General features: G+C 70.1%; 5 protein-coding genes and 1 pseudogene. 5 read left to right on the forward strand and 1 reads right to left on the reverse strand.

What is annotated here, in order from left to right; translation table 11 throughout:
- Positions 1 to 192 (forward strand): annotated as a pseudogene (locus tag ABNT58_RS03080) (MOSC domain-containing protein); the annotation flags it as partial.
- On the opposite strand, the gene ABNT58_RS03085 reads toward ABNT58_RS03080, so the two are convergent.
- Positions 189 to 1,094: a pirin family protein gene (locus ABNT58_RS03085; RefSeq protein WP_348752045.1), complete on the reverse strand. Its 906-nt coding sequence runs from the start codon at positions 1,092 to 1,094 to the stop codon at positions 189 to 191. The pseudogene ABNT58_RS03080 and the gene ABNT58_RS03085 overlap by 4 nt on opposite strands.
- 124 nt (positions 1,095 to 1,218) lie before the next feature.
- On the opposite strand from ABNT58_RS03085, the gene ychF reads away from it, so the two are divergent.
- From ychF to ABNT58_RS03105, 4 genes are all read left to right on the forward strand, one after another.
- Complete coding sequence (ychF, locus tag ABNT58_RS03090) at positions 1,219 to 2,313, forward strand: redox-regulated ATPase YchF (protein WP_348752046.1); 1,095 nt, start codon at positions 1,219 to 1,221, stop codon at positions 2,311 to 2,313.
- Positions 2,314 to 2,332: 19 nt separating this feature from the next.
- Complete coding sequence (locus tag ABNT58_RS03095) at positions 2,333 to 5,503, forward strand: CHASE domain-containing protein (protein WP_348752047.1); 3,171 nt, start codon at positions 2,333 to 2,335, stop codon at positions 5,501 to 5,503.
- Positions 5,504 to 5,649: 146 nt separating this feature from the next.
- On the forward strand, positions 5,650 to 7,248 hold the full coding sequence (locus tag ABNT58_RS03100) for a methyl-accepting chemotaxis protein (protein ID WP_348752049.1): 1,599 nt from the start codon (positions 5,650 to 5,652) through the stop codon (positions 7,246 to 7,248).
- A 115-nt stretch (positions 7,249 to 7,363) separates the two neighbouring features.
- A partial coding sequence (locus tag ABNT58_RS03105; protein WP_348752048.1) for a sigma-70 family RNA polymerase sigma factor occupies positions 7,364 to 7,767 on the forward strand: 404 nt, incomplete at its 3' end.

The raw sequence follows: 7,767 nt of genomic DNA on the forward strand, positions 1-7,767 counted from the left end.
CGCTGCAGCATCCCCGACGTGGACCCGACGACGGCCCAGACCGGCCACGCCATCACCGACACGCTGCTGGGCTACCGCGCCGACCCGCGGCTGAACGGCGCCCTCACCTTCGGCATGAACGCCATCATCGTCAGCGGCATCGACCATGTGTTGCAGGTCGGCGCGCGGGGCGAAGGGACGATTGCGTTTTAGGCCGGCCTTTTGTCTGGCAGCGGGATGAACTCGGTTTCCCCCGGCACTGGCGCAAAGCGCTGCGCCGCCCAGTCGTCGGCCGCCTGCACGATGCGCTCCTTGCGGCTGGAGACGAAGTTCCACCACATGTAGCGGTGGCCCAGCGGGTCGCCGCCCACCAGCGCCAGGCGCGCTCCTTCAGGTGCGACGATCTCGCAGCTGGCGCCCGCCGGCAGCACCGCCATGGTCTGAGCGGCCACCGGCTGGCCGTCCAGCGTGTAGCCACCTTCCACCGCGTACAGCGCCTGCTGCTTCGCCAGCGGCGGCAACGTGAGCCGCGCACCGGCCGCCAGCCGCAGGTCGATGTACAGCGTGGCCGAGCGCTGCGGCACCGGCGAGCTGACGCCAAAACCGCTGCCCATCAGCACCCGCGCCACCACGCCGGGCGCGGGGGCCACTTCCGGAATGTCGGCCGCCGAGGTGTGCGAGAAGAAGCAGGGCATCTCTTCGTCCGCCTCCGGCAGCGCCAGCCACAGCTGCAGGCCGTGGCGCAGGTCGGCCTGGCCGCGCAGTTCGTCCGGCATGCGCTCGGAATGGGTGATGCCGCTGCCGGCCACCATCAGGTTGACCGCGCCGGGCTCGATGCGCTGCACCGCGCCGGTGGAGTCACGGTGCACCATCACGCCCTGGTACAGGTAGGTGACGGTGGCCAGGCCGATGTGCGGATGGGCACGCACGTCCTGGGTGTCGTGCGCCTGCACCGGCCCGAAGTGGTCGAAGAACACAAAGGGCCCCACCGCCGGCTGCGGCAGCGAAGGCAGCGAGCGCCGCACCAGAAAGCCGCCACCCAGGTCCTTGGTGTGCGGCGAGATGAGGGTGACGCCCTGCGGTGCGTCGTGGCTGGGCGTGCCTGGCTGCGTCATGTCGGATCCCCGGTGCGGTACTGCGATGCGTGCAGTATCTGGCACCCGCCAGCGGCCGACTTAAACTTCACCCTCGTTTGTCTGCTGCCCGGCGCGTCCTGCGCCGGCACCTCCGGAATCCCCTATGAGCCTCAAGTGCGGCATCGTTGGCCTGCCCAACGTCGGCAAGTCCACCCTGTTCAACGCCCTCACCAAGGCGGGCATCGCTGCCGAGAACTACCCCTTCTGCACGATCGAGCCCAACGTGGGCATCGTCGAGCTGCCCGACCCGCGGCTGCAGGCGCTGTCGGACATCGTGCAGCCCGAGCGCGTCGTGCCGGCGATCGTCGAGTTCGTCGACATCGCGGGCCTGGTGGCTGGTGCCTCCAAGGGTGAAGGCCTGGGCAACCAGTTTCTCTCGCACATCCGCGAGACGGACGCGATCGTCAACGTGGTGCGCTGCTTCGAGGACGACAACGTCATCCACGTCTCGGGCAAGGTCGACCCCATCGCCGACATCGAGGTCATCCAGACCGAGCTGTGCCTGGCCGACCTGGGCACCGTGGAAAAGACGCTGCAGCGCTCCATCAAGGCCGCCAAGTCGGGCAACGACAAGGAAGCCGCCAAGCTGGTGGCGGTGCTGCAGAAATGCCAGGCCGCGCTCGACCAGGCGCAGCCGGTGCGCAGCATCGACTTCAGCAAGGAAGAACTGGTGGTGCTCAAGCCGCTGTGCCTGATCACCGCCAAGCCGGCGATGTTCGTGGGCAACGTGTCGGAAACCGGCTTCAAGAACAACCCGCTGCTCGACCGCCTGAAGGCCTACGCCGAGGCGCAGAAGGCGCCGGTGGTGGCCATCTGCGCCAAGACCGAGGCCGAGCTGGCCGACATGGCCGACGAGGACCGTGCGCTGTTCCTGGCCGAGATGGGCCAGGACGAGCCGGGCCTGAACCGCCTGATCCGCGCCGCCTTCAAGCTGCTGGGCCTGCAGACCTACTTCACCGCCGGCGTGAAGGAAGTGCGCGCCTGGACCATCCGCATCGGCGACACCGCGCCGCAGGCGGCCGGCGTGATCCACACCGACTTTGAACGCGGCTTCATCCGCGCCCAGACCATCGCCTTCGAGGACTTCGTGCAGTTCAAGGGCGAACAAGGCGCCAAGGATGCCGGCAAGATGCGCGCCGAAGGCAAGGAGTACGTCGTCAAGGATGGCGACGTCATGAACTTCCTGTTCAACGTGTAGCCCTCTTCCGCCCATGTCCGTGCCGCAGTCCCGGGCGAACGGCTGGGCCTCTCGCTCGCTGCTGACGCTGGTGGCCTATCTGGCCACCGGCGCCCTCGGCATGCTGGTGACCATCCCGCCCAGCTTCGCCTCGCCGCTGTACCCGGCTGCGGGCCTGGCGCTGGTGGCCGTGCTCACCTGGGGCAAGCCCGCTGCGCTGGCGGTGGCGCTGGGCTCGGCCTGCATCAACTTCTACCTCAGCGCAAAAACCAGCTTCTCGGCCGCCGCGCTGCTGATGCCGGCCTGCGCCGGCCTGGGCGCGATGCTGCAGGCGGTGGTGGGCGCCGGGCTGATCCGCCGCTTCGTGCGCCAGCCGCCGCTGCTGGCCGAGCCGCGCGACCTGCTGCGCTTTTACCTGCTGGCCGCGCTCAGCTGCCTGATCAGCGCCACCGTGGCGCTGGCGGCGCTGACGGCGGTGGGCATCCTGCCGCCGGGCATGCGCCTGGTGACCTGGGGAACCTGGGCGGCCGGCGATGCTCTGGGCACGTTGGTGGGCGCGCCGATCGCGCTGACCCTGATCGGCCAGCCGCGCGCCGAATGGACCCGGCGCCGGCTGACCGTCGGCCTGCCGCTGCTGGTGGTCACGGTGCTGATGGCGCTGGGCATCCAGCAGATGGTGCGCCTGGACGCCGACCGCGAACGCGCCATGTTCGAACGCGAGGCGTCCAGCGCCTCGGGCGCGATGCAGGCGCGGCTGCGCGAGCCGCTGCGCGCACTGGAAGCCGTGCACGGCGTGTTCCTCGCCTCGGATGACGTGACCCGCGCCGAATTCAAGCGCGCCACCGCCGCCTGGCTGTTGCCGGTGCTGGGCGTGGAAGCCCTGGGCTGGCACCAGCGGGTGATGCGCGCCGACCTGCCGCGCTTCGAGGCGCAGGTGCAGGCCGAAGGCGTGCCGCACTACCGCGTGTTCGACCGCACCGATACCGGCAGCACCGAAGCCGCCAGGCACCCCGAGGTCATGGCCATGCGCTTCATCGAACCAGCGTCGGACAACGCCTCCGCGCTGGGCGTCAACGCGCTGTCCATTCCCGCAGCGCGCGATGCCATCGACGCCAGCACCCGCAGCGGCCTGCCGGTGGCCTCGCCCGGCTTCACGCTGACGCAGGGCGGCACGGGCATCGTGGTGTATCAGGCCGTCTACCACGGCGAGCCCACCTACGCGGCCGACCGCATCGCCGCCCTGCGCGGCAGCATCTTCGTCACCGTGAGCCTGGACAACCAGGTGCGCGCGGTCGAGGCCTCACTCACGGCGCCGCTGGCGCTGTGCATCGTCGACAGGACGCCCGACGCCGCGCTGCCGCGCCTGGGCGGCGAACCGGGCTGCGAGCGGCCGGCGACCAAGCGCAGGCCGGTGCACGTGCGGCCCATCACCTTCGCCGGCCGGCAGTGGGAAATCCGCGTGCGGCAGAAAGCTGTCGCCGGTTCGGCAGACGCCGTGCTGGGCAACGCCTGGCCGTTTTCCATCGTCGGCCTGCTGGCCACCGCGATGGTGGGCGCGCTGCTGCTGACGATGACCGGACGCGCCCGCCGCATCGAGCTGGCGGTGAGCGAACGCACCGCCGACCTGCTGCGCGAGGTGGCCGAACGCAAGCGCACCGAAGCCGCGCTGCGCGAGAGCGAGCACCGCTTTCGCAACATGCTGGACCACGTGCCCATCGGCGTGATTTACACCGACCTGGAAGGCCGCATCCGTGAGTCGAATCCGCGGCTGCGCGAGATGACCGGCTATACCGCGGAGGAGCTGGCCGGCATGGACGCCGCCCTGCTCACCCACCCCGACGACCGCGCCTTCGACCGCGAACTCAACGGCCGCCTGATCCGCGGCGAGATGCCGATGGTGCGGCGCCAGAAGCGCTACGTCACCCGCGACCAGCGGATGGTGTGGGTGTCGGTGGTGATCACGGTGCTGCGCGACGGCACCGGCGCGCCGCACCGCCTGGTGGGCGTGGTGGAAGACATCACCGAGCACCTGCGGCTGCAGGACGCCGAACGCGCCCGCGAGACGGCCGAGGCCGCCAACCGCGCCAAGAGCGACTTCCTCTCGCGCATGAGCCATGAGCTGCGCACGCCGCTGAACGCGATGCTGGGCTTTGCGCAGCTGCTGGAGCTGGACCGCCAGCAGCCGCTGGCCGGCCACCAGACGGAGTGGACCGCGCAGATCCAGCAGGCCGGCTGGCACCTGCTGCACATGATCAACGACACGCTGGACCTCTCGCGCATCGAGGCCGGCACGCTGAAGCTGCAGACCGAGACGCTGGACGTGCCCGAGCTGCTGCGCGCCTGCCGCTCGCTGCTGGAGCACAACGCGCAGCGCCGCGGCGTGACGGTGCATGAGCAGCTCGACCCGCAGGCCCAGGTGGTGGCGGGCGACCTCACGCGGGTCAAGCAGATCATGACCAACCTGCTGTCCAACGCCATCAAGTACAACCAGCCGGGCGGCCGCGTCACCCTCACCAGCGGCCTGGCCGACGCGCAGACGGTGCAGATCGAGGTCAGCGACACCGGCCTGGGCATGAACGAGCAGCAGCTGGCCGACCTGTTCCAGCCTTTCAACCGGCTGGGGCGCGAAAGCTCGGGCGAAGAAGGCACCGGCATCGGCCTGGTGATCAGCCAGCGGCTGGCCGAGCTGATGGGCGGCACGCTGCGCGCGCGCAGCGTCGAAGGCCAGGGCTCCACCTTCGTGCTGCAGCTGCCGCGCGGGCGCGCGGGCGCGGCCACCCGGCTGGTGCCGGAAGAAGACAGGCCGGCGGACGCCGCCTACCGCCGGCGCATCGTGCATTACGTGGAAGACAACGAGACCAATGCCGAGGTGATGCGCGGCATCCTGGCGCAGCGGCCGCAGATCCAGCTGCAGGTGTCCAGCACGGGCCTGGACGGGCTGGCCGCCATCCGCATCGAACGCCCCAGCCTGGTGCTGCTGGACATGCACCTGCCCGACATCGACGGTCTGGAACTGCTGCGCCACCTCAAGGCCGACGAAGGCACGGCAGCCATTCCGGTGGTGGTGGTGTCCGCCGACGCCACCTCGGCACGCATCCGCGAAGCCATGGCGGCCGGCGCGGCGCAGTACCTCACCAAGCCGGTGAACGTGGGCGAGATCCTGGCCGTGCTGGACGAGCAGCTGGAAGCGCTGGACACACGCTTCGGCTAGGTGCATGCCGCACCGCGGCAGTGCGAATTACAGAAAGCCACGACAAGGGCCGAAAGCGCTGCATGAAGCCGGCCCCCACCGGGGCCTGGCATGTCGTCGTCATCCAGGAGCCCGCTGCCGTGATCCGCCCTGTGCGCAACTTGTCCGTGCGAACCCGCTTTTATCTGGTGATGGGCATCGTCAGCCTGTCCTTGCTGGTGCTGGGCGTCTGGAGCCTGCTGGACAGCCGAACGGCCAACGGCCCGGTGGCCCGGCTGTTCGACCAGGCGATGGCCGCCTCCGGCCAGGTGGGCGACCTGCGCGAATCGCTGTCGGCGCTGCGCCGCTTCGAGGCCGCGATGATCGCCACCGCCGTGTCCAATCCCACCGAGGTCGACCCGCTGCACCAGCAATGGAAAAAGCAGCTCGAACGGCTGAAATCCGCCGGCGCGCAACTGGTGAGCGACAACCCCGGCAACCCGCAGCTGGCCGAACTGATCGCCACCCAGGACAAGCTGCTGGGCGAGTACGCCGGCGCGATCGACCCCATCGCGGTGCAGCTGAAGGAGGCCAAGATGGACGCCTCGGCCGGCCTGGCCTACGCCCAGCGCGCCAACGACACGCTGGAAGCGCTGCAGGCCAACGCCAGCGCGCTGCTGAAGGCCCAGCACGCCCATGCCGACCAGCTGCGCGCCGACATCGCGGCCGAAACCGCCGCCGCCGCCTGGGCCCGGCTGGCCCTGGTGGCTGCCACGCTGCTGGTGGTGCTGCCCTTGATGGTGGCCACGCTGCGCACCGTCTGCGGCCCGCTGGACCGCGCGGTGCTGGTCACCCGCCGCATTGCCGACGGCGACCTCACCAGCCGCATCGACACCCGCGGCAGCGACGAGCCGGCCCGGCTGCTGCAGGGCCTGGCCGACATGCAGGCCGCGCTCAGCCGCCTGGTGGGCCAGGTGCGCGCGTCGTCGGCCAGCATCGAAGCCGCCTCGCGCGAGGTGGCCAGCGGCAACCTGGACCTGAGCCACCGCACCGAGCAGGCGGCCAAGCACCTGCAGAGCACCGCCTCGGCGATGGAAGAGCTGAGCGCCAAGGTGCGCCATTCGGCCGAGTCGGCCGCCACCGCCAACCACCTGGCCGGTTCCGCCTCGTCGGTGGCCGAACGGGGCGGCACCGTGGTGGGCGACGTGGTGGCCACGATGACCGACATCCACGGCAGCTCCCAACGCATCGCCGACATCATCGCCACCATCGACGGCATCGCCTTTCAGACCAACATCCTGGCGCTCAATGCCGCGGTGGAGGCGGCCCGGGCCGGCGAGCAGGGCCGCGGCTTCGCCGTGGTGGCCGGCGAGGTGCGCAGCCTGGCCCAGCGCAGCGCCGGGGCGGCGCGCGAGATCAAGCAGCTGATCGGCGCCAGCGTCGAGCGGGTGGACGCGGGCACCCGGCTGGTCAACAACGCCGGCGGCACCATGGGCGAGATCGTGTCCAGCGTGCAGAAGGTGCGCGACATGATCGGCGGCATCACCGCCGTCAGCGGCACCCAGAGCCAGGACCTGGCGCAGATCAGCGGGGCCATCACCCAGCTCGACCAGGTGACGCAGCAGAACGCGGCGCTGGTGGAAGAGTCGGCCGCGGCGGCCGAATCGCTCAAGGCCCAGGCCGAGGCCTTGGCCGCGGTGGTGGCCACCTTCCGGCTGCAGGGCGAAGGTCACTCGGCGGCGGCCGCCGGGAACCAACACGTGAGCGCACACTCTCACGCGGAATGAGATGGGCGCTAGGGCCGACTGGCGCTATCGGCGCCATAGCCGGCCTCGTCAGCACTCTCGGACGCCGAGTGCTAATATCCTGGAACCTTCTGCGGAACACACTGTCTGAGGAACCATGACTTCTACCACTGCCTCTGCGATCGCCGTGCGTGACCCGTGGGCGTTGGTGCCGCCGATCGGCAACCTCGACGCCTACATCTCGGCGGTGAACCGCATTCCCCTGCTCACGCAGGAAGAAGAAACCCGCTTCGCGCGCAAGCTGCGCGACGAAGCCGACGTGGAAAGCGCCGGCCGCCTGGTGATGAGCCACCTGCGCCTGGTGGTGTCGCTGTCGCGCCAGTACCTGGGCTACGGCCTGCCGCAATCCGACCTGATCCAGGAAGGCAACGTTGGCCTGATGAAGGCGGTCAAGCGCTTCGACCCCGACCAGGGCGTGCGCCTGGTCAGCTACGCCATGCACTGGATCAAGGCCGAGATCCACGAGTACATCCTGAAGAACTGGCGCATGGTCAAGGTGGC

The sequence above is a fragment of the uncultured Aquincola sp. genome, assembly GCF_964001545.1.
Taxonomy (GTDB): domain Bacteria; phylum Pseudomonadota; class Gammaproteobacteria; order Burkholderiales; family Burkholderiaceae_C; genus Aquincola.

Coding starts and splice junctions, on each gene's coding strand:
- ychF (WP_348752046.1), top strand. CDS start 1,219: ATGAGCCTCAAGTGCGGCATCGTTGGCCTGCCCAACGTCGGCAAGTCC.
- ABNT58_RS03085 (WP_348752045.1), bottom strand. CDS start 1,094: ATGACGCAGCCAGGCACGCCCAGCCACGACGCACCGCAGGGCGTCACC.